Below are 20,272 nucleotides of genomic sequence, written 5' to 3'. Positions count from 1 at the left end.
TCAGGCCGCCTCGAGGATCGCGGTGAGGCCGAGCCCGCCGGCCGCACAGACGGACACCAGCGCGCGCGGCGTGCCGCCGTCGCGCTGCTTGCGCAGGTGGAGCTCCTTGGCGATCGTCGCGACGACGCGCCCCCCGGTGGCGGCGAACGGGTGCCCGGCCGCCAGCGACGAGCCGTGCACGTTGAGCCGGTCGCGGTCCACGGTGCCGAACGCGCCGGGCAGGCCCAGGCGTTCGCGCCCGAAGTCGGGCGACTCCCATGCGGCGAGTGTGGTCAGGACGGTCGCCGCGAACGCCTCGTGGATCTCGACGTAGTCCAGGTCCGCGAGCGTCAGCCCCTGCCGCGCGAGAAGTCGCGGCACCGCGAACACGGGCGCCATGAGCAGGCCGTCCTCGCCGTGCACGAAGTCGACGGCCGCGACCTCGGCGTCGACGACCACCGCGAGCGGCGTGAGCCCGTGGGCCTGCGCCCACTCGTCGGACCCGAGCAGCACCGTCGAGGCACCGTCGGTGAGCGGCGTGGAGTTGCCCGCGGTCATGGTGGCCGGGACCTCGAGCCGGGTGCCGAACGTGGGCGCGAGCCCCGCGAGCTTCTCGAGCGACGTGTCGGTGCGCAGGTTCCCGTCGACCGTCTGCCCGCGGTACGGCGTGACCAGGTCGTCGAAGAACCCGGCGTCCCACGCCGCGGCGAGGCGCTGGTGCGACGCGAGCGCGACCTGGTCCTGCGCCTCGCGCGTGATGCCCCACTGCGCCGTGGTGAGCGCCTGGTGCTCGCCCATCGACAGGTGCGTGCGCGGCTCGGCGGTGCTCGGCGCCACGGGTGCGAGGTCCTGCGGGCGGATGCGTGCGACGGCGGCCAGCTTCTGGGCCACCGTCCTGGCGCGGGACAGGTCCAGCAGCGCGCGGCGCAGCCGGTCGGTCACGACGATCGGGGCGTCGGACGTCGTGTCGACGCCACCGGCGATCGCGGAGTCCAGCTGGCCCAGACGGATCTTGTTGGAGAGGGAGACGACGGTCTCCAGACCCGTCGCGCACGCCTGCTGCACGTCGTACGCGGGGGTGGTGGCCGCGAGCGACGAGCCGAGGACGGACTCGCGCGTGAGGTTGAAGTCGCGGCTGTGCTTGAGCACCGCGCCGGCGGCGACCTCGCCGATCCGCTCACCCTGCAGGCCGTACCGGGCCACGAGACCCTCGAGCGCCGCGGTGAGCATGTCCTGGTTCGACGCGTGGCGGTACGCGCCGCCCGCGCGCGCGAACGGGATCCGGTTGCCGCCCAGGACGAGTGCGCGCCGGGGCGCGGTGCTGGGGGCCTCGGAGGTCTTCCGGGATGCCATGGGGCGGTTCCTCTCGCGTCGCTGCGGTGGGTCGTCCGGGACGGTCGTCCAGGGACGTTCGTCCCGGAATGGTGTCCGCAACCCACAGTACCTGATACCTTCAGTTTCGTGAGCCCGATCACACCGGGTCCCTCGACGACGAGGCCGCCCGCAGGAGCAGCCCCCGGCGCCCCCGGGGGTGCCGCCACGCGTGCCACGGCCCGGCCCGCCGGGCCCGGAGGGTCCGCCCCACGCGGCGAGGTCCGCACCGAGCAGCGTCCGCAGGTCAGGCCCGCCCCGCGGCCCGAGGCCCGCCGGGAGGACCCGTTCGCGGTCGACGGACGCTCGGCCCGCTGGGCGGACCACCGCGAGGCACGCCGTGCCGAGCTCGTCCGCATCGCCCGGCGCACCGTCCACCACCGCGGTCCCGACGTGTCCATGGAGGAGATCGCCACCGCCGCGGGCACGTCGAAGTCGATCGTCTACCGCTACTTCTCGGACAAGACCGGCCTGCAGATCGCGGTCGCCGAGGCCGTCGTGCTCCAGATCCAGGGCGCGCTCGAGGGCGTGCTGCGCGTCGCACCCACGCCCCGCGAGGGGCTGCGCGCCATGGTCGCTGTGTACCTCGAGATGATCGAGTCCTCGCCGCACGTGTACGCGTTCGTGACGCGTGACGGCTCGGTCGAGTCCGGCGGGCCGCTGGGGCACTTCCTGGACTCGGTCACGCACCTGGTCGCGCTGCCGTTCGCGCGCGAGATCGCGGACCGCGACGAGCCCGCGGGCACGCCCGGCGGGACCGATGACGAGCGTGCGCCGGTCGTCGTCGCGCAGGACGGACCCGTGGACGGGCCCGACGACCGGTCCGACGACCCCGCCGTCGCGGCGCGCATCGCGCTCGCGGAGGCCTGGGCCGCGGGCGCGGTCGGCTTCGTCCGGGGCGCCGGTGAGTGGTGGATGGCCCACCGCGAGCTGCCCGGCATCCCCGATCGCACCACCCTCACCGCGCAGGTCGCGGCCTGGCTCTGGGCCGGGCCGGTCGGCCTGCTGGCCCGCGAGCACTCCACCCGTACGCCCTGGGAGATCCGATGACCACGACAGCCGAGCCCCGCCACGACCGTCCGTCCCGCACGCCCCTGACGACGACCGCAGAGCCGCGTGTCGACGTCGCGGCGCTCACCGACCAGCTCCTGGGCCAGTACGCGGACCTGCGTCGCGAGGCGCGCGCGGTGGCCGGCCTGCCCGACTTCCACAAGGTCGAGCCCATGCCCATGGCCGAGCACCGCGACCGCGTGCTGCACCAGCTGCGTGAGCTCGCCGCGCACCACGACGTGCTGCGCGCGTTCCCCGCGCACCTGGGCGGCGCCGACGACCACGGCGGCAGCCTGTCGCGGTTCGAGGAACTCGTGGCCGCGGACCCGTCGCTGCAGATCAAGGCGGGCGTGCAGTGGGGGCTGTTCGCGTCCGCGATCCTGCACCTGGGCACGCAGCGGCACCACGAGGAGCTGCTGCCCGCCGCGATGTCGGTGGACGTGCCGGGCGCGTTCGCGATGACGGAGACGGGGCACGGCTCCGACGTCTCCTCGATCGGCACGACCGCGGAGTACGACCCCGAGACCGGCGAGTTCGTGCTCCACACGCCGTTCCGCGCGGCGTGGAAGGACTACCTGGGCAACGCGGCGCAGCACGGCACGGCCGCCGTGGTGTTCGCGCAGCTCATCACGGCCGCGCCCGGCGGACCGCGCGTCAACCACGGCGTGCACGCGTTCTACGTCCCGCTGCGCGACCCCGCCACGGGCGAGTTCCTGCCCGGCATCGGCGGCGAGGACGACGGGTTCAAGGGTGGCCTGAACGGCATCGACAACGGGCGTCTGCACTTCGACCACGTGCGCGTGCCGCGCGACCGGCTGCTCAACCGGTACGGCGACGTCGCGGCGGACGGCACGTACTCGTCGCCGATCGCGAGCCCCGGGCGCCGGTTCTTCACCATGCTCGGCACGCTCGTGCAGGGCCGCGTCTCGCTGGACGGCGCGGCCGCCAACGCGAGCAAGATCGCGCTCGCCATCGCGGTGACGTACGCCAACCAGCGCCGGCAGTTCGCGGGTGCGGGGGCCGACGAGGTGGTCCTGCTGGACTACCAGCGCCACCAGCGACGCCTGCTCCCGCTGCTCGCGGAGACGTACGCGGCGACGTTCGCGCACGAGGAGCTGCTCGCGATGTTCGACGAGGTCTTCTCCGGCCGGGGCGACACGCCCGAGGGTCGCGAGGACCTCGAGACGCTCGCCGCGGCGCTCAAGCCGTCGTCGACGTGGCATGCGCTGCGCACGCTGCAGGAGTGCCGCGAGGCGTGCGGCGGTGCGGGCTTCCTGGCCGAGAACCGGCTCGTCGGGCTGCACCAGGACCTGGACGTCTATGTGACGTTCGAGGGTGACAACACCGTGCTCTACCAGCTGGTGGGCAAGCGCCTGCTGGGCGACTACGCCAAGGCGCTCAAGGCGGGTGGCGCGGGTGACGTCGCGCGGTTCGTGGCGGACCGGGCGGTGCACCGCACGCCGCTGATCCGGGCCGCGCAGACGCTCGCCGACGTGGGTGACGCGCGCCGCTCGGCCGGTCAGCTGCGGGACGAGGCGACGCAGCGCGAGCTGCTCACCGACCGCGTCGAGGTCATGGTGGCCGAGCTCGCGGCGGCGCTGCGCCCCGCGAGCAAGCTGCCGGCCGACCAGGCCGCCGCGCTCGTCAACGCCCACCAGCACGAGCTGGTCGAGGCCGCGCGCGCACACGCCGAGCGCGTCCTGTGGGAGGCGTTCACGCGGGGCGTGCACGCCGCGACGGACCCGGGCACGCAGCAGGTGCTGACGTGGCTGCGCGACCTGTTCGGCCTCACGCTCGTCGAGCGGCACCTCGCCTGGTACCTGGTCAACGGGCGGCTGTCCGCGGGTCGCGCGCGCACGGTGTCGTCGTACATCGACCGGCTGCTGGTGCGGCTGCGGCCGCACGCGCAGGACCTGGTGGACGCGTTCGGCTACGGCCCCGAGCACCTGCGGGCGCCCATCGCGTCGGGTGCCGAGGCGCAGCGTCAGGATGAGGCGCGCGCGCACTACCGGGCCGAGCGCGTCGCGGGCCGGGAGGCCGTCCCGGAGAAGCACGTGCGCTGAGCGGAGTGCTCAGGTGGGGTTGCAGCGCGCCGCGATCATCTCGAGCGCGTCGACCGCGGGACGCCAGGGCTCCAGGTTCCACGTCGCCTTGTCGGGGGCGCCCAGCTGGTGGCACGCGAGCTGGCCGCGCATGGTCGCGGTGCCCGCGTCCGGCTCGGCCGCGGCCAGCTGGACGGGCACCAGCTCGTGCGCGGCGAGACCGCCCACGCGCGCCCAGTCCGAGGGCGTGACCGCGAGCGACCGTCCGCCCTCGCGCTCGCCCCACGCGAGCGCGGCGACGGTGCGGGACGCGAGCCACACGGTGGCCCGGCCGTCCGCGCGCACCTCGAGCACCTGACCCGCGCGGCGCACGTCGCCGCCCCGGACGACGAGGCCCGCGACGGGCCCCTCGGCGCCCCGCACCACCACCGAGTCGTCGAGCTGCACGTCCAGCTCGAGGCCGGCAGGGGCCGCGAGCGTGAGCACCAGCGCGTCGTCGGCCGGGTCCTGCGGCTCGACGGTCCACCGGACGTCGTCCGCGGGTGCGTCCTCGTCGGGCGTGGCGGTGGTGCCCGGCGGCGCGAGCGCGACGAGCGCCACGTCGCCCGAGGTGAACGCGACGCCGTCGCGCAGCACCTGCGCGCGGCGCGCCGCCGGGTCTGGCGAGGCGCTCGCGCGCGGGCTCGGGCCGTCGGACGTCGCGGTGGGACGAGACGGCGCGGACGGGGTGGCCTCGGCAGTCTCGGTGGTCCCGGTGGCGCAGCCGCCCATCGCGAGCACCGCGAGGCACGCGACCGCGACCGCGCGCGGGGCACGACGCGCCGTCCGGCGCGCCCCGCCGCTCACGGTGCCGCGTGCGGCTCGACCAGGTCCCGGACGGGTTCGGCCTTCGCCTCCGTGCGACGTGCGAGCACGCGCGCCACCAGCAACGCGATCAGGCCGGGCACCCAGCCGTACAGCGCGCCCCAGCCGACGGCGCTCAGGACGGGTCCCATGGCGTAGAGCCGGAGGTTCGCCGAGCCGCCCACGGCCTCCGCCAGCGGCAGCAGCGCCACCGCGCACGCGGCCGCCGATCCGACGACCGTGGCGAACCACACCACGAGGACCAACGCGGCGCGGCCACCGGGCACGGCCGCACCGCGTGCGACCCCCCAGCCGACGAGCACGACCACGACCAGCAGCACCGCGGCACCCGCGGCGAACGCGGCCACGTCGGAGGACTCGGTGCCGAGCATGCTCGACCCCCGCGAGACCGGGAGCAGCGCCTCCACCACCTGCTGGAGCGTGCGGCCGGTGTCGCGGCGGACCGTGGCCAGCTCGCCCGCCGCCCACTGGTGCAGGACTCCGGTGAGCCACCACCCGGCGCCGCCGACCACGCCCGCGACGAGCGCGGCGATCGTCGCGGTGCGCACCCCGATCCGGGAGCGGGCGGCGTCGTCGGCCACCTCGCCGGGCCCTCGCACGGCGACCGCCACGAGCGCGGGCACCCACCCGGTGAGCAGCGCCCACCATGCCGCGCGGACGGCGTTGCCGCGGGCGAACGCCCACGACAGCGATCCGTCGAACGCCACGTCGCTCTGCAGCACCAACGCGGTCGTCGCCCCGGCGAGCGCGGCCGCGAGCAGCACGGCGCCCCACACCGCGACCACGACGACCGCGCGCGTGCTGCGCGTGGAGCGCAGGGGCAGGTACGCGATCAGCGCGGCCGCGACCATGAGCACCAGCACGGACAGCACCGTGCCCGCGGTGCCGAACCCGGCGCCCAGGACCCAGCCGACGGGTGGAGCGGGGGAGTAGACCTCGACGAGCGAGCGGGACGAGGGGCGGTCGAAGATCAGGCCGCACAGCAGCCAGAGCACCAGGGCCGTGCCCCCGGTCGCCCCCGCCGCTGCGACCGTCCGGTTGCGCAGCATCCGCCGAACCTATCCGACCGCGGACACCCGGCGAGGGCGGTTCGGCACGTCGGTATCCTGACCCGGTCCGCCGACGCCGGCCGCGTGCCCCCGGGCCGCGTGCGCCCTCGCCCAAGGGATCCGATGACCTCCGCACCCGTGCGCCCCAGCAGCGACCAGCACTACGACACCGTCGAGGACGCGGCCGCGACGCCCGACCTCGCGCAGCCGTTCGCGGAGCTCGGCCTCAAGCCCGACGAGTACCAGCGCATCCGCGACATCCTGGGCCGGCGTCCCACCGCCGCCGAGCTCGCGATGTACTCCGTGATGTGGTCCGAGCACTGCTCGTACAAGTCCTCCAAGACGCACCTGCGCCAGTTCGGGGACAAGACCACGCCCGCGATGAAGGAGCACCTGCTCGTCGGGATCGGGGAGAACGCGGGCGTCGTCGACATCGGTGACGGCTGGGCCGTGACGTTCAAGGTCGAGTCGCACAACCACCCGTCGTACGTCGAGCCGTACCAGGGCGCTGCCACGGGCGTCGGCGGCATCGTGCGGGACATCATCTCGATGGGCGCGCGGCCCGTGGCGGTCATGGACCAGCTGCGGTTCGGCGCGATCGACCACCCCGACACCGCGCGCGTGGTGCACGGCGTGGTCGCGGGCGTCGGGGGCTACGGCAACTCCCTGGGCCTGCCGAACATCGGCGGCGAGCTCGTGTTCGACCCGTCGTACCAGGGCAACCCGCTGGTCAACGCGCTGTGCCTGGGCGTGCTCCGGCACGAGGACATCCACCTGGCCAACGCGTCGGGCGCGGGCAACAAGGTCGTGCTGTTCGGCGCGCGCACGGGCGGGGACGGCATCGGCGGCGCGTCCATCCTCGCCTCCGAGACGTTCGACGACACCAAGCCCTCCAAGCGCCCGTCCGTGCAGGTGGGCGACCCGTTCATGGAGAAGGTGCTCATCGAGTGCTGCCTCGAGCTGTACGCCGCACGCGTGGTCGAGGGCATCCAGGACCTGGGCGCGGCAGGCATCTCGTGCGCGACCAGCGAGCTCGCGTCCAACGGTGACGGCGGCATGCACGTGGACCTCGAGAACGTGCTGCTGCGGGACCCGTCGCTGACCGCGGGCGAGATCCTGATGTCGGAGTCGCAGGAGCGCATGATGGCCGTGGTCACGCCGGCCAAGCTCGAGGAGTTCCTGGCGATCACGCGCAAGTGGGACGTCGAGACCGCGATCATCGGCGAGGTCACCGGATCGGGCCGCCTGACCATCGACCACCACGGTCACCGCATCGTCGACGTGGACCCGAAGACCGTCGCGCACGAGGGCCCGGTGTACGACCGGCCGTATGCGCGGCCCGCGTGGCAGGACGGGCTGAACGCCGCGACCTCGTCGTCGCTCGCGCGTCCGACGACCCCCGACGAGCTGCGCGCCACGGTGCTGCGCCTGCTCGGCTCGCCCAACCTCGCGTCCAAGAAGTGGGTGACCCGCCAGTACGACAGGTTCGTCCAGGGCAACACCGCGCTCGCGCAGCCCGACGACTCGGGCGTCATCCGCGTCGACGAGGCGACGGGCCTGGGCGTGGCGCTCGCGACCGATGCGAACGGCCGCTACGGCAAGCTCGACCCGTACACGGGTGCGCAGCTCGCGCTCGCGGAGGCCTACCGCAACGTCTCGACGACGGGTGCGCGGCCCCTGGCCGTGACCGACTGCCTCAACTTCGGCAGCCCCGAGCACCCCGACTCGATGTGGCAGCTGGTCGAGGCGATCCGCGGCCTGGCGGACGCGTGCCAGACGCTCGAGGTCCCGGTCACCGGCGGCAACGTCTCGCTCTACAACGGCACGGGTGAGCCCGGCAAGATCGACTCCGCGATCCACCCGACGCCCGTGGTCGGCGTGCTGGGCGTGCTCGACGACGTCGCCGACGCGGTCCCGTCCGGCTGGACCGCGCCCGGCCAGTCCGTGTACCTGCTGGGCACCACGCGGCCCGAGCTCGACGGCTCGGCGTGGGCCGACGTGGTGCACGACCACCTGGGCGGCCTGCCGCCCGCGGTGGACCTGGCCGCCGAGCGCCGACTGGCGCAGGTGCTGCAGAACGCCGCGCGGGACGACCTCGTGGACGCCGCGCACGACCTGTCCGAGGGCGGCCTGGCGCAGGCGCTCGTCGAGTCCTCGCTGCGGTTCGGTGTGGGTGCGCGTGTGTCGCTCGACGCGCTGTGCGAGCGCGACGGTGTGACGCCGTTCGAGGCGCTGTTCTCGGAGTCGACCGCGCGTGCGCTGGTCGCGGTGCCGCGCTCGGAGGAGGTGCGCTTCGCGGACCTGTGCGTCGCGCGTGGCGTGCCCGCGCTGAAGATCGGCCAGACCGCCGAGGTCGCGTCGTCGGGCGACGACGAGGCAGGCCCGGCCGTGGAGGTCGACGACCTGTTCACGATCCCGCTGGCAGAGGCCCGCGAGGTCTTCGAGGCGACGCTCCCCGCGCACTTCGGCTGACCCCCTGCGCCGACCTGGTACCTGTCCGCCAGGTGGGCACCCCACCTGGCGGACAAGTACCAGGTCGTGGGTGCGTCGTGGGTAGGGTCGGCGGTTCCCTGATGGGTCGCTGAGCAGAGCGGAGCCGACGATGAAGGACCAGCTGGAGCGCGCCCTCGACCAGGTGCTGGCGCGCAACCCCGGAGAGCGCGAGTTCCACCAGGCCGTGCGCGAGGTGTTCGACAGCCTCGGCCCGGTGCTCGCCAAGCATCCGCAGTACGTGGACGCCGCGGTGCTCGAGCGCCTGTGCGAGCCCGAGCGGCAGATCATCTTCCGGGTGCCGTGGGTGGACGACGCGGGACGTGTGCAGATCAACCGCGGGTTCCGCGTGGAGTTCAGCTCGGCGCTCGGTCCCTACAAGGGTGGCCTGCGGTTCCACCCCTCGGTGTACCTCGGCATCGTGAAGTTCCTGGGCTTCGAGCAGGTGTTCAAGAACGCGCTCACCGGCATGCCGATCGGCGGCGGCAAGGGCGGCTCGGACTTCGACCCGCGGGGCAGGTCCGACGGCGAGGTCATGCGCTTCTGCCAGTCGTTCATGACCGAGCTGTACCGCCACATCGGCGAGCACACCGACGTGCCTGCCGGAGACATCGGGGTCGGTGGCCGGGAGATCGGCTACCTGTTCGGCCAGTACAAGCGCATCACCAACCGGTACGAGTCGGGGGTGCTCACCGGCAAGGGCCTGACGTGGGGCGGTTCGCTGGTGCGCACCGAGGCCACGGGCTACGGCACGGTCCTGTTCGCCGAGCGCATGCTCGCCACGGCGGGCGCGTCGTTCGACGGTCGTCGCGTCGTGGTCTCGGGCGCGGGCAACGTCGCGGTGCACGCGATCGAGAAGGCCCAGGCGCTGGGTGCGCACGTGGTCGCGTGCTCGGACTCCGCGGGCTACGTGCTCGACGAGCGCGGCATCGACCTGGACCTGCTGCGCCAGGTCCGGGAGGTCGAGCGCGAGCGCGTCTCGGTGTACGCCGAGCGGCGCGGCGCCACGTACGTGCCGGGCCGGCGCGTGTGGGAGGTGGGCGCGCACGTCGCGCTGCCGTGCGCGACGCAGAACGAGCTCGACGAGCACGACGCGCGCGCGCTGGTGGACTCGGGCCTGCTCGTCGTCGCCGAGGGTGCCAACATGCCGACGACGCCGGCCGCGGTCGCGCTGCTGCAGGACGCCGGGGTGCTGTTCGCGCCGGGCAAGGCGGCCAACGCGGGCGGTGTCGCGACGTCCGCGCTCGAGATGCAGCAGAACGCGAGCCGGGACTCGTGGACGTTCGAGCACACCGAGGCGCGGCTGGCCGAGATCATGCACGACGTGCACGACCGGTGCCTGGCCACCGCCGACGAGTACGGCGTGCCGGGCTCGTACGTCGCGGGTGCCAACATCGGCGGGTTCGTCCGCGTGGCCGACGCGATGCTCGCGCTCGGGGTCATCTGACCTGGTGCGTCACGCGGGCGCGTCGTCGCGGTCCCACACCAGGCCGTCGGGCGTGCGACGCGCGCCCGCGGCCGGGCGGTGGGGTGCGAGCCTGCCGTCGTGCGCGAGGTGCCGCACGTCCACGCCGTGCAGCAGCACCGCGACGTCGCTGACCAGCCGCCGGTGGCAGCGCCACCACACGGCCTCGCTGCACATCACGGCGGTCCGTGCGGCCGCGGCGTCCGCGAGCAGCTCGTCGAACCCGGACCGGAACTCGGGCGTGCGGGTGTACGCGGCGTACGCGCGGAACGCATCCACCTGCCACCAGGTGTCGATCTCCTGCGCGGCGTCCGCGCGCCGACGCCCGCCCAGCCGCGGCTCCCAGCGGTAGGCGATGCCCGCGTCCGGCAGCCAGGACGCGAGCGCGTCGGTACCCATGTGCGGATGGCGCCGGCTGCCGGGGAACCGGCGCACGTCCACCAGCCGCGCGACGCCCGCATCCCTGAGCAGCGTGACGGCCTGCTCCTGACCGAGCGTGCCGTGCCCGAACGTCATCAGCTCGACCGCCTCCATCGCTCCACCCTCACACCCGGGCCGCGTACGCACCTCACGGACGGGCACGCGGGGACGGGCGTGGGAGGGTGACGGGGTGCGCAGAGGTTGGGTGGTGGCGATGGTGAGCGTCGTGGTCGCGGCATCGGCGGCGTGCTCGGCGCAGGGCCCCGGCGCCGACGAGCCCGCCCGTCCGACGACGACGGCCGGCGCGGCCGGCCCGACGACCGGCCCGTCATCGACGACGTCCGCACCGGCCGTGCCCGGCCCGACCGCCGGACCCAGCGCCGCACCGGGTGCGTCCGGCGCGCTGTACCGGGTGCCCGGCACGCAGGTCGAGCAGGCCTGGCAGAAGGCCACGGGCCGGGACCGCGAGCTGCTCGGCGCGATCGCCCGGACGCCGCAGGCCACGTGGATCGGGGACTGGACCTCGGCGCGCGACGCGCGGACCCGGGTCGAGGAGATCACCACGGCCGCGCGCGACGAGGGCGCCACGGCGGTGCTCGTGGTGTACGCGATCCCGGGCCGGGACTGCGGTCTGCACTCGGCGGGTGGTGTCGCGACCAGCGAGTACCAGACGTGGGTGGACACCGTGGCGGCGGGCGTGGTGGGCGAGCCGCTGGTCGTGCTCGAGCCGGATGCGCTCGCGCAGCTCGGCGACTGCGACGGCCAGGGCGACCGCGCGGCGCTCCTGGCGTACGCGGCGCGCTCGCTCGACGACGCGGGTGCGCGCGTCTACCTGGACGCGGGGCACTCGGGCTGGCACGACGCGGCCGAGACGGCACGGCGCGTCCGGCTGGTGGGGACCGAGCACCTGGCCGGGTTCGCGCTCAACACGTCGAACTACCAGACCACGGCCGACTCGCGCGCGTACGGCGAGGCCGTCGCGGCGCAGCTGGACGGGCTCGGCTTCGTCGTCGACACGTCCCGCAACGGCAACGGGTCCGACGGGCAGTGGTGCAACCCGCGCGGCCGGGCGCTCGGCGACGCGCCCCGGCTGGTCGACGACGGGACCGCGCTCGACGCGCTGCTGTGGGTCAAGGCGCCGGGCGAGTCCGACGGTGCGTGCAACGGCGGCCCGGCCGCGGGGCAGTGGTGGCAGGAGATCGCGCTCGAGCTCGCGGCGAACGCCGCACGCTGAGCCGCGCCCGAGGCTGAGCGCCGACAAATCGCTGGGCCGGGGCGGCCCGCGCTGCCTACCGTCGGCGCGTGACCGACGATCCGTGGCGCGTGGTGCGCGCCGACAAGGGCGCGCTCCTGGTGCTGCCCGCGCACGGCGCCGCCGAGCACGAGCCCGTGCGTGCCCCGCTCGAGCGGGACGGTCTGGTCGCGTCCGACGAGGGACGCGTAGTCCCCGCCGTCGGGGACCTGGTGGAGCTCGACGAGCACGGCACGCCCGCGCGCCTGCTGCCGCGACGTTCGGCGCTGGTGCGCGACTCGGCGGGCCGCACGTCGCTCACCCAGGTGCTGGCCGCCAACGTCGACGTCGTGCTCGTGGTCGAGCACCTGGACCCCGACCCGGACCTGGGTCGCGTCGAGCGGCTCCTGACGCTCGCGTGGCGCTCGGGTGCGCAGCCCGTCGTGGTCCTCACCAAGGCGGACCTGGTGCCGGACCCGCAGGGGATGGCCCAGGACGTGGCGCAGGTCGCGCTCGCGGTCGACGTGCACGCGGTGAGCGTCCCGTCCGACGAGGGCCTCGAGCCCGTCCGGGCGCTGCTGGAGCCGGGGCGCACGCTCGTCGTCGTCGGGCCGTCCGGTGCGGGGAAGTCCACGCTGGTCAACGCGCTCGCGGGCCGCGAGGTCATGGCCACGGGCGGTCGCCGCGAGGGAGACGGCCGGGGCCGGCACACCACCACGCACCGCGAGCTGGTGCCGCTCGCGGGCGGCGCGATGCTCATCGACACCCCGGGCCTGCGCGCGGTCGGCCTGGTCGCGGACGCCGACGCGCTCGAGCACACGTTCGCGGATGTCGCCGAGCTGGTGGCGGCGTGCCGGTTCGCCGACTGCACGCACGTGGCCGAGCCGGGCTGCGCGGTGCAGGCCGCGCTCGCCGACGGCGAGCTGTCCGAGCGGCGGTTCGCGAGCTGGCGCAAGCTCGAGCGCGAGGCCGCGTACCAGGAGCGTCGCACCGACGCACGCCTGGCCGCCGCGGAGAAGGCACGTTTCAAGAAGCTCACGCAGACCTATCACCGCACGCTGCGCGGTCCGGGGGCGCCGCGGCGCTGAGCGCCGCCGCGGGGCAGACTTGCTCGCGTGCCGCCTCGTCGTCGTACCGATCCCGCCGTGGGCCGTGCCGCGCTGACCGCGTGGCGGGCCGACCCGACGTCGGCCGCGGACCGCCGGACCGCGGTGCGGTTCACTCTCGAGGAGCTCGCGGAGGTCGCGCCCGGCAACAGCGTCGAGGTGCGTGTCCCGCCCGACGGGGCCGTGCAGGCGGTCGCGGGCCCCCGGCACACGCGTGGGACGCCGCCGAACGTGGTGGAGACCGACCCGCAGACGTGGCTGGCTCTGGTCACGGGCGCGCTGACCTGGCGCGACGCGCTCGATGCCGGACGCGTGCGGGCCTCGGGCGAGCGCGCGGACCTGACCGCGTGGCTCCCGCTCCAGGCGGCGCGCGCGCGGTGAGCGGACGCGCTCACCCGGGACTCTGGTCCCGAGCAATACCTACCACGCGGTAAGACGATCGACGCAGGCGCTGGAGCCCCCCGTCCGGCGTCGTCGCCGCATGGAAAGGCTCGCCCCGTGACCGACTACTCCCGCATCCTCGAACCCGGGCGCATCGGCGCCCTCACTCTCCCGAACCGCGTGATCATGGCGCCGATGGGCACCGAGATGGGCACGCACGAGGGCCTGTTCACCGAACGCGAGATCGCGTACTACGCCGAGCGTGCGGCAGGCGGCACGGGCCTGGTGGTGACCGGCATCAGCGCGGTCTCCCAGGACTTCGAGCAGATCAACCCCGGGCTGTGCCGCGTGGACACCGACGCGTGCGTGCCGGGCCTGACCGCGCTGGCCGAGGCCGTGCACGCCGTCGGCGGGCTGATCTCGCTGCAGCTCACGGCCGGCCTGGGCCGCAACATCAACGTCGTCGACCCCCAGCGGCCGCCGATCTCCGCGTCGGACAACCCGCACTACGCGGACCCCGGTGTGCTGTGCCGCCCGCTCGAGACCGCCGAGATCCGGCTCATCGTGCAGCGCTTCGGCGAGGCCGCGGCCCGCGCCGCACGCGCCGGGATCGACGCGCTCGACATCCACGGCCACACCGGCTACCTGATCGACCAGTTCATGAGCCCGCAGTGGAACCGCCGCGAGGACGAGTACGGCGGCTCGACGCAGAACCGCTGCCGGTTCGCGGTCGAGATCATCCAGGCCGTCAAGCAGGCGGCCCCGGGCCTGCCCGTGAGCTTCCGGCTCTCGGTCGACCACCGCTACCCGGGCGGCCGGGGTGTCGCGGAGTCGCAGGAGATCGCGCGCATCCTCGAGGCCGCCGGTCTCGACCTGATGATGGCCGACGAGGGCTCGTACGAGGCGATGGACTACGTCTTCCCGCCGTACTACCTGGGCGACGCGTGCATGGTCCCCGCGGCGCGCGCGATGAAGGACGTCCTGACGATCCCCGTCATGGCGGTCGGCAACCTCACGCCCGAGAACGCGCAGGCGGCGCTCGAGGCGGGCGACGCCGACTTCGTCGGGATCGGCCGTGGGCTCATCGCCGACCCGCAGTGGGCGGGCAAGCTCGCGGCGGGCCGTCGTGAGGACATCCGGCCGTGCATCCGCTGCAACCAGCTGTGCGTGGGCAACGCGTTCTTCGCCCTGCCGCTCGGCTGCGCGGTCAACCCGCAGGTCGGGTTCGAGCGCGAGCGCGCGCTCACACCCGTCGACGCTCCGCGTCGCGTCGCCGTGGTCGGCGGCGGTCCGGCGGGTCTCGAGGCCGCGCGCGTCGCCGCGGCACGCGGGCACGACGTGGACCTGTACGAGCAGGCCGACCACCTCGGCGGCGTGCTGTGGCCCGCGGCGACCCCGGAGTTCAAGTCCGAGCTGCGCACGATGATCGGCTGGTGGGAGCGTCAGCTCGCCGCGCTGCCCGTCCGGGTGCACCTGGGCACGAGCATCACGGCGGACTCGCCCGAGCTCGACGGGGTCGACGACGTGATCGTCGCGACGGGCGCGACGCCCGTGGTCCCCGCCTCGATCCCCGGCATCGAAGCGGCGCACGTGGTCGAGGTGGTCGACGCGCACCTGGACCGTGCGCGCATCGGGCACAGCGTGGCCGTGGCGGGTGGCGGGCTGTCCGGCGTCGACCTGGCGCTCGAGCTCGCGGAGGACGGGCACCAGGTGACGGTCGTGGAGATGGCGGACCAGATCGCCCCGGACCTGCTGATCATCAACAAGATCACGCTGCTGCGCCGTCTCGAGGCCGCGGGCGTGCGCCTGCTGACGGAGCACCGGGTCGTGGCCGTGACGCCCGAGGGCGTGCGGGCCGAGGGCCCCGACGGCACGGTCGAGATCCCCGCGGACACCGTGGTCACGGCGTTCGGCGTGCGCGCGGCCCGCGGGCTCGCCGACGCGCTCGAGGGCCGCGCGAAGGTGCACGCGATCGGCGACTGCGTGCACCCGGCCAAGGTCGCGGAGGCGGTCAACGCGGGCTTCGAGGCCGCGTTCGCGCTGTAGCGCACGGCGCCCGACGGCGTCGGCACCGGAGCACCGGCTGCCGGCGCCGTCGAGCGCTGGCCTACGATGCGCGGGTGTCGTCCCTCCCCACCGATCCGCCGGCCCCGACGCCTGACGAGGAGCCCGTCCCGGCCGAGCACGAGCTCGCACGCGTCGCGGTGCCCGCACGCGTGCGCCGCGCGCCCAAGTACGGCGCGTTCATCGTCGCGGGCGCCCTGGTCGGCGCGGTCGTCGCGGTGCTGCTCACGGTGCTCCTGGGCGGCGGGGACGCCACGTCGGACGTCGCGTCCGGGCAGGGCTTCATCTCGTTCCTCGACGGGCAGGGTGCGGTGCGCACCGTGATGGGCGTGACGGGTGCGGTCGTCGGCGGGTTCGTCGGCGGCGGTCTGGCGGTGCTGGCCGACCGGCGCAGCCGCGACCCGCTGGGCTGAGCACCTAATCGTTGCGGAGGGCGCGCACCGCTCGCGCGCGCCCGCGGCGGAGCGGTTTCCTCGTCGGGACCGGTTCCGCGGCGTCGACGACGACGCCCCAGGTGGCCCCGAACCGCGCGCGCGGACCCGGCAGGCTCGGCACCTCGTCGGGCCCACGTGTCCGCAACCGCACGAGGAGCACCCATGCACACCCGTAGAACCGCGCTCGCGCTGCTCTCCGCTACCGCACTGGCCGTCTCGGGCCTGACGCTCGCCGCGTCGGGCGCCCAGGCCGCCGACGGCTGCCGGGTCGACTACGCGATCACCAGCCAGTGGACCGGCGGCTTCCAGGCCGACGTCAAGGTCACCAACCTGGGCTCACCCGTCTCGTCGTGGAACGTCGCCTGGTCGTTCCCCGCGGGTCAGACGCTCACGCAGGCGTGGAACGGCAACGCCACGACGAACGGCTCGAACGTCTCGGTGACGAACGTCGGCTGGAACGGCGCGCTCGCCACGGGCGCGAGCGCCGCGTTCGGCTTCGTCGGCTCGTGGTCCGGCTCGAACCCCAAGCCGACCGCCTTCACGGTCAACGGCGTCGCGTGCACCGGCACGGTCCCGACGAGCACGCCGACGACGAGCCCGACGCCGACCCCCACGCCGACGCCCACGACCACGACGCCGCCCCCGCAGCCCACGGGCAGCCTGTACGTGGACCCGACGACGCAGGCGTACCGCGCCTGGCAGAGCGCGTCCGGCACCGACAAGACGCTCATCGAGAAGATCGCGCTCACGCCGCAGTCGTACTGGGTGGGCAACTGGACCGACGCCGCGCACGCGCAGGCCGAGGTCCGCGACTACACCGGCCGCGCGACGGCCGCGGGCAAGGTCCCCACGCTCGTCGTGTACGCGATCCCGGGTCGTGACTGCGGGTCCTACTCCGGCGGCGGCGTCGCCGAGTCCGAGTACGCGCGCTGGATCGACACGATCGCGGCCGGCATCAGCGGCAACCCGATCGTCGTGCTCGAGCCCGACGCGCTCGCGCAGCTGGGCGACTGCTCGGGCCAGGGTGACCGCGTCGGCTTCCTGCGGTACGCCGCGAAGGCGCTCACGCTCAAGGGCGCGAAGGTCTACATCGACGCGGGTCACGCGTCGTGGCTCTCGGTGGACACCGCGGTGAACCGCCTCAACCAGATCGGCTTCCAGTACGCGGTGGGCTTCGCGCTCAACACGTCGAACTACCAGACCACGTCGGCCAGCCAGGCGTACGGCGAGCAGATCTCGCAGCGGCTGGGCGGCAAGGGCTACGTGATCGACACGTCCCGCAACGGCAACGGCTCCAACGGCGAGTGGTGCAACCCGCGCGGCCGTGCGCTCGGCGACAAGCCGCGCCTGGTGAACGACTCCACGGGTCTGGACGCGCTGCTGTGGGTCAAGCTGCCCGGCGAGTCCGACGGCACGTGCAACGGCGGGCCCGCGGCGGGTCAGTGGTGGCAGGAGATCGCGCTCGAGCTCGCGCGCAACGCCAAGTGGTGAGGTCGCGCTGAGCGGGGCGGGGCCGTCGCGGCCGGGTGTTCGCGGCGGCCCCGCCCTCGTCTGGAACGGCGGCCGGGCGTCCGGACGGGTGTGTCACCATAGGCGCGTGGCCCCCCGCGCTGACGGACGACTGAACCACGATCTCCTCCCGGACGAGAAAGGCCCCCAGGACGCCTGCGGCGTCTTCGGTGTCTGGGCTCCGGGTGAGGAGGTCGCCAAGCTCACCTACTTCGGCCTGTACGCGCTGCAGCACCGCGGCCAGGAGTCGGCGGGCATCGCGACCAGCAACGGTCAGCAGCTGCTGGTCTACAAGGACATGGGCCTGGTCTCGCAGGTGTTCGACGAGACGGCGCTCAACGCGCTGCAGGGGCACATCGCGATCGGCCACGCGCGGTACTCGACCACCGGCGCGAGCAACTGGGAGAACGCGCAGCCCACGCTCGGGGCCACGGCCGCGGGCACGGTCGCGCTCGGCCACAACGGCAACCTGACCAATACCGCCGAGCTCGTCGAGCTCGTCGCGGAGCGGTACGGCAGCCAGCGGCGCGGTGAGCTCGCGCGCGGCAACACCACCGACACCGCGCTCATCACCGCGCTGCTCGCGGGCGACCCGGACCACACGCTCGAGGCCACGGCGCTCGAGGTGCTGCCGCGCCTGCGCGGCGCGTTCTCGCTGGTCTTCATGGACGAGCGCACGCTGTACGCCGCACGTGACCCGCAGGGTGTGCGGCCGCTCGTGCTCGGCCGCCTCGAGCGCGGCTGGGTGGTCGCGTCCGAGACCCCGGCGCTCGACATCGTCGGCGCGAGCTACGTGCGCGAGGTCGAGCCGGGCGAGTTCATCGCGATCGACGCCGACGGCCTGCGCTCGGTGAAGTTCGCCACGGCGCAGCGTGCGGGCTGCGTGTTCGAGTACGTGTACCTGGCCCGGCCGGACACCACGATCGCGGGCCGCTCGGTGCACGCCGCGCGCGTCGAGATGGGTCGCCGGCTCGCGGTCGAGCACCCGGTCGAGGCGGACCTGGTGATCCCGGTGCCCGAGTCGGGCACGCCCGCGGCGGTCGGTTACGCGCAGCAGTCGGGCATCCCGTTCGGCCAGGGGCTGACCAAGAACGCCTACGTCGGCCGCACGTTCATCCAGCCGAGCCAGACCCTGCGCCAGCTCGGCATCCGGCTCAAGCTCAACCCGCTGCGTGAGGTCATCCGCGGCAAGCGCCTGGTGGTCGTGGACGACTCGATCGTGCGCGGCAACACCCAGCGCGCGCTCATCCGCATGCTGCGCGAGGCGGGCGCCGCCGAGGTGCACGTGCGGATCTCGTCGCCGCCCGTGAAGTGGCCGTGCTTCTACGGAATCGACTTCGCGAGCCGTGCCGAGCTGATCGCCAACGGCCTGAGCGCCGCCGAGATCGGCGCCTCGCTCGGAGCGGACTCGCTGGGCTACATCTCCGAGGCCGCGCTCATCGAGGCCACCGAGCAGCCCGCGAGCCAGCTGTGCACGGCGTGCTTCTCGGGTCGGTACCCGATCGAGCTGCCGCCCGCCGACCGCCTGGGCAAGCACCTGCTCGAGCAGAACGAGCTGCCGCTCGGCGCGCCCGAGGACGGGCTCGTCTCGATCACCCCCGGCGCGGGCGGCTCGACCGCGCTCGACCACCCCTGACTGGAGCCCCCGTGACGCACCCGACCGACGCCGCCACACCGACGACGCCGATCACGTACGCCACCGCCGGCGTCGACACCGAGGCCGGCGACAAGGCCGTCGAGCTCATGAAGGACGCGGTCCGCGCGACGCACGGCGCACGCGTGCTCGGAGGCGTGGGCGGGTTCGCGGGTCTGTACGACGCGAGCTTCCTCACGCGCTACCGCCATCCGCTGCTCGCGACGTCGACCGACGGCGTGGGCACCAAGGTCGCGATCGCGCAGGCGCTCGACGTGCATCACACCATCGGTTTCGACCTGGTCGGCATGGTGGTCGACGACATCGTCGTGGTCGGTGCCGAGCCGCTCTTCATGACCGACTACATCGCGACCGGCCGCGTGGTCCCCGAGCGCATCGCCGACGTCGTGCGCGGCATCGCGCAGGCGTGCGCGGTGGCCGGCACCGCGCTCGTCGGCGGCGAGACCGCCGAGCACCCGGGCCTGCTCGCACCCGACGAGTACGACGTCGCGGGTGCCGCGACGGGCGTCGTCGAGGCCGACGAGCTGCTGGGCCCCGAGCGCGTGCGCGCGGGTGACGTGCTCGTGGCGCTCGGCTCGAGCGGCCTGCACTCCAACGGCTACTCGCTGGTGCGTGCCGTGGTGCGGCAGGCGGGCTGGGGCCTGGAGCGGCAGGTCGACGAGCTCGGCCGGACCCTGGGGGAGGAGCTCCTGGAGCCCACCCGGGTCTACGCCGCCGACTGCCTGGCGCTCGCGCGGCGTGCGGGCGTCGCAGGTCTGCACGCGTTCAGCCACGTGACCGGCGGCGGGCTCGCGGCGAACGTCGCGCGGATCCTGCCCGCCGGCCTGGTGGCGGACGTCGACCGCGGCGGCTGGACGCTGCCGCCGATCTTCACGCTCGTGCAGGGTCTGGGCCAGGTGCCGTGGGTGGACCTCGAGGGCACGCTCAACCTGGGCGTCGGCATGGTCGCCGTGGTGGCGCCCGACGCGCTGGAGGGCGTGCTGGCCCACGCGGCCGAGCTGGGCCTGCCCGCCTGGGAGCTCGGTTCCGTGCGCACCGCCGACCCCGTGCGTGACGTGCCGGGTGCGCCCGGGTTCGTGTCCGGCACCAAGGGAGTCGCGGGCGGCGCGGTGCAGCTGCACGGCCGGTACCGCACGGTCTGACGTCTCCGCGGGCCTCGCAGT

At 74.4% G+C, this 20,272-nt stretch carries 16 protein-coding genes; 12 read left to right on the top strand and 4 right to left on the bottom strand.

Translation table 11 applies throughout. The annotated features are described in order from the left end of the window. A complete protein-coding gene (locus CELGI_RS13780; RefSeq protein WP_013884746.1) occupies positions 1-1,332 on the bottom strand; it encodes an acetyl-CoA C-acetyltransferase in 1,332 nt (443 codons plus the stop codon). A 108-nt stretch (positions 1,333-1,440) separates the two neighbouring features. Between CELGI_RS13780 and CELGI_RS13775 the strand changes: the two genes are divergently transcribed. Both CELGI_RS13775 and CELGI_RS13770 read left to right on the top strand, forming a co-directional pair. Continuing rightward, positions 1,441-2,400: a TetR/AcrR family transcriptional regulator gene (locus CELGI_RS13775; protein ID WP_245528104.1), complete on the top strand. Its 960-nt coding sequence runs from the start codon at positions 1,441-1,443 to the stop codon at positions 2,398-2,400. After that, complete coding sequence (locus tag CELGI_RS13770) at positions 2,397-4,463, top strand: acyl-CoA dehydrogenase family protein (protein WP_013884745.1); 2,067 nt, start codon at positions 2,397-2,399, stop codon at positions 4,461-4,463. Before CELGI_RS13775 ends, CELGI_RS13770 begins: the two co-directional genes overlap by 4 nt. Positions 4,464-4,472: 9 nt before the next feature. Here CELGI_RS13770 and CELGI_RS16965 read toward each other — a convergent pair whose 3' ends face one another. After that, entirely contained in the window at positions 4,473-5,288 is an 816-nt protein-coding gene (locus CELGI_RS16965; protein WP_013884744.1) for a DUF2599 domain-containing protein, read from the bottom strand. Then, on the bottom strand, positions 5,285-6,355 hold the full coding sequence (locus CELGI_RS16960) for a hypothetical protein (RefSeq protein ID WP_013884743.1): 1,071 nt from the start codon (positions 6,353-6,355) through the stop codon (positions 5,285-5,287). Before CELGI_RS16960 ends, CELGI_RS16965 begins: the two co-directional genes overlap by 4 nt. 123 nt (positions 6,356-6,478) lie before the next feature. Between CELGI_RS16960 and purL the strand changes: the two genes are divergently transcribed. Together purL and gdhA are read left to right on the top strand one after the other, a co-directional pair. Then, entirely contained in the window at positions 6,479-8,827 is a 2,349-nt protein-coding gene (gene purL / locus CELGI_RS13755) for a phosphoribosylformylglycinamidine synthase subunit PurL (protein ID WP_013884742.1), read from the top strand. 130 nt (positions 8,828-8,957) lie between these two features. After that, positions 8,958-10,292, top strand: coding sequence for an NADP-specific glutamate dehydrogenase (gene gdhA / locus CELGI_RS13750; RefSeq protein WP_013884741.1), 1,335 nt, complete (start codon positions 8,958-8,960; stop codon positions 10,290-10,292). Positions 10,293-10,301: 9 nt separating this feature from the next. On the opposite strand, the gene CELGI_RS13745 is transcribed toward gdhA, so the two are convergent. Beyond that, positions 10,302-10,844, bottom strand: a complete 543-nt coding sequence (locus CELGI_RS13745; protein ID WP_013884740.1) for a DUF488 domain-containing protein — start codon at positions 10,842-10,844, stop codon at positions 10,302-10,304. Positions 10,845-10,944: 100 nt separating this feature from the next. Between CELGI_RS13745 and CELGI_RS13740 the strand changes: the two genes are divergently transcribed. From CELGI_RS13740 to purM, 8 genes are all read left to right on the top strand, one after another. After that, positions 10,945-11,964: a glycoside hydrolase family 6 protein gene (locus CELGI_RS13740; RefSeq protein WP_081465437.1), complete on the top strand. Its 1,020-nt coding sequence runs from the start codon at positions 10,945-10,947 to the stop codon at positions 11,962-11,964. 68 nt (positions 11,965-12,032) lie between these two features. Then, a complete protein-coding gene (gene rsgA, locus CELGI_RS13735) occupies positions 12,033-13,049 on the top strand; it encodes a ribosome small subunit-dependent GTPase A (protein WP_013884738.1) in 1,017 nt (338 codons plus the stop codon). A 27-nt stretch (positions 13,050-13,076) separates the two neighbouring features. Next, complete coding sequence (locus tag CELGI_RS13730; protein WP_041574212.1) at positions 13,077-13,448, top strand: sterol carrier family protein; 372 nt, start codon at positions 13,077-13,079, stop codon at positions 13,446-13,448. Positions 13,449-13,565: 117 nt separating this feature from the next. Then, positions 13,566-15,494 (top strand): oxidoreductase, encoded by a 1,929-nt coding sequence (locus tag CELGI_RS13725; protein ID WP_013884736.1) that lies wholly within the window; start codon positions 13,566-13,568, stop codon positions 15,492-15,494. Between the two features lie 74 nt (positions 15,495-15,568). Beyond that, positions 15,569-15,925, top strand: coding sequence for a hypothetical protein (locus CELGI_RS13720; RefSeq protein WP_013884735.1), 357 nt, complete (start codon positions 15,569-15,571; stop codon positions 15,923-15,925). 183 nt (positions 15,926-16,108) lie between these two features. After that, positions 16,109-17,437, top strand: coding sequence for a glycoside hydrolase family 6 protein (locus tag CELGI_RS13715; RefSeq protein WP_013884734.1), 1,329 nt, complete (start codon positions 16,109-16,111; stop codon positions 17,435-17,437). 106 nt (positions 17,438-17,543) lie between these two features. After that, positions 17,544-19,091 carry an amidophosphoribosyltransferase gene (gene purF / locus CELGI_RS13710; protein ID WP_013884733.1) on the top strand — a complete coding sequence of 516 codons (1,548 nt, stop codon included), beginning with the start codon at positions 17,544-17,546 and terminating at the stop codon, positions 19,089-19,091. 11 nt (positions 19,092-19,102) lie between these two features. Beyond that, positions 19,103-20,251 (top strand): phosphoribosylformylglycinamidine cyclo-ligase, encoded by a 1,149-nt coding sequence (gene purM, locus CELGI_RS13705; protein WP_013884732.1) that lies wholly within the window; start codon positions 19,103-19,105, stop codon positions 20,249-20,251. The last annotated feature ends 21 nt before the right edge of the window (positions 20,252-20,272 follow it).

The sequence above is a fragment of the Cellulomonas gilvus ATCC 13127 genome, from assembly GCF_000218545.1.
GTDB lineage: Bacteria > Actinomycetota > Actinomycetes > Actinomycetales > Cellulomonadaceae > Cellulomonas > Cellulomonas gilvus.
This window is presented reverse-complemented; position numbering and strand designations above follow the sequence as displayed.

What these genes read in the sequence shown, in the direction of transcription:
- CELGI_RS13780 (WP_013884746.1), bottom strand. Translation starts at nt 1,332, where the DNA reads ATGGCATCCCGGAAGACCTCCGAGGCCCCCAGCACCGCGCCCCGGCGC.
- CELGI_RS13770 (WP_013884745.1), top strand. Translation starts at nt 2,397, where the DNA reads ATGACCACGACAGCCGAGCCCCGCCACGACCGTCCGTCCCGCACGCCC.
- CELGI_RS16960 (WP_013884743.1), bottom strand. Translation starts at nt 6,355, where the DNA reads ATGCTGCGCAACCGGACGGTCGCAGCGGCGGGGGCGACCGGGGGCACG.
- purL (WP_013884742.1), top strand. Translation starts at nt 6,479, where the DNA reads ATGACCTCCGCACCCGTGCGCCCCAGCAGCGACCAGCACTACGACACC.
- gdhA (WP_013884741.1), top strand. Translation starts at nt 8,958, where the DNA reads ATGAAGGACCAGCTGGAGCGCGCCCTCGACCAGGTGCTGGCGCGCAAC.
- CELGI_RS13745 (WP_013884740.1), bottom strand. Translation starts at nt 10,844, where the DNA reads ATGGAGGCGGTCGAGCTGATGACGTTCGGGCACGGCACGCTCGGTCAG.
- CELGI_RS13740 (WP_081465437.1), top strand. Translation starts at nt 10,945, where the DNA reads ATGGTGAGCGTCGTGGTCGCGGCATCGGCGGCGTGCTCGGCGCAGGGC.
- CELGI_RS13715 (WP_013884734.1), top strand. Translation starts at nt 16,109, where the DNA reads ATGCACACCCGTAGAACCGCGCTCGCGCTGCTCTCCGCTACCGCACTG.